The following is a 1,421-nucleotide window of genomic DNA, read 5'->3' on the forward strand; positions in this document are numbered from 1 at the left end:
TGCACATCGCCCTGCTGTGGTTCGCACTCGGCGCGAAAAGCCTCGCCGACCACGTCGCGCCGATCGCCGCGGCGCTGCTGCGGCGCGACCTCGGCGCCGCCCGCACGCTGACCGCGCGCATCGTGTCGCGCGACACGAGCGACGCGGACGAAGGCGCGCTGTCGCGTGCGGCCGTCGAATCCGCGCTCGAGAACGGCAACGACGCGATCTTCGGCGCGCTGTTCTGGTTCGTCGTCGCAGGCGGCCCCGGCGCGCTGCTGTTCCGGCTCGCGAACACGCTCGACGCGATGTGGGGCTACCGCACGCCGCGCTTCCTGACCTTCGGCTGGGCCGCCGCGCGCCTCGACGACACGCTCAACTGGATTCCCGCGCGCCTGACGGCCGCGAGCTACGCGCTGCTCGGCGACACGGCCGCCGCATGGCGCTGCTGGCGCACGCAGGCACGCCACTGGGACAGCCCGAACGCGGGCCCGGTGATGGCCGCCGGCGCCGGCAGCCTGAACGTGCAGCTGGGCGGCCCGGCCGTCTATCACGGCGAGATCGAGGATCGTCCCGCGCTCGGCACCGGCGCGACGGCGAGCGCCGTCCATATCGTCGCCGCGTTGTCGCTCGTCACGCGCACGCTTGCCCTGTGGCTCGCGCTGCTGGTCGCGAGCGGCGCACTCGTCATGGCCACCCATCATGTCTGACACCCGCATCACGCACGGCGGCAACCTGCACGAAGCCGCACGCCGCCACGGCATTCCGTACGACACGTGGCTCGACCTGTCGACCGGCATCAATCCGGTCGGCTATCCGGTGCCGCCCGTCCCGGCCGACGCGTGGCGCCGGCTGCCCGACGACGGCGACGGCCTCGCGGCCTGCGCCGCGCAGTACTACCACGTGCCCGATCCCGCGCACGTGCTGCCGGTGGCCGGCAGCCAGGCTGCGATCCGCGCATTGCCCGCGCTGCTGCCGGCCGGCGACGCCGGCGTCGCGACGCTCGCGTACGGCGAATATGCGCCCGCTTTCGCGCGACACGGCCATCGCGTCGTCGCGCTCGACGTCGGCACCGATACGCTGCCTGCAACGCTGCGCCACGTCATCGTCGGGAATCCGAATAATCCGACCGCCGAATTCGTGCCGGTCGAACGCCTGCTCGGCTGGCATGCGCAACTGGCGGCGCGCGGCGGCACGCTGATCGTCGACGAGGCGTTCGCCGATACGGGTGCGACGCAGTCGCTCGCGCCGCAGGTCGATCGCCCCGGGCTCGTCGTGCTGCGTTCGGTCGGCAAGTTCTTCGGGCTCGCCGGCATCCGCGCAGGCTTCGTGCTCGCGTGCCCCGGCCAGATCGTCGCGCTGCGCGACATGCTCGGCGCCTGGACGGTCGGCGGCCCCGCGCGCCATGCGGTCGCCGCGGCGTTCGCCGATCGCGCATGGCA

At 73.3% G+C, this 1,421-nt stretch carries 2 protein-coding genes; both read left to right on the forward strand.

The annotated features are described in order from the left end of the window. The coding region (locus tag DPV74_RS41315) for a CobD/CbiB family cobalamin biosynthesis protein (protein ID WP_119339283.1) at positions 1 to 689 on the forward strand (689 nt) is incomplete at its 5' end. Further along, a partial coding sequence (locus tag DPV74_RS41320) for an aminotransferase class I/II-fold pyridoxal phosphate-dependent enzyme (protein ID WP_119339284.1) occupies positions 682 to 1,421 on the forward strand: 740 nt, incomplete at its 3' end. The genes DPV74_RS41315 and DPV74_RS41320, both read left to right, overlap by 8 nt.

The sequence above is a fragment of the Burkholderia sp. HAN2018 genome, assembly GCF_024704855.1.
Taxonomy (GTDB): Bacteria; Pseudomonadota; Gammaproteobacteria; order Burkholderiales; family Burkholderiaceae; genus Burkholderia; species Burkholderia cepacia.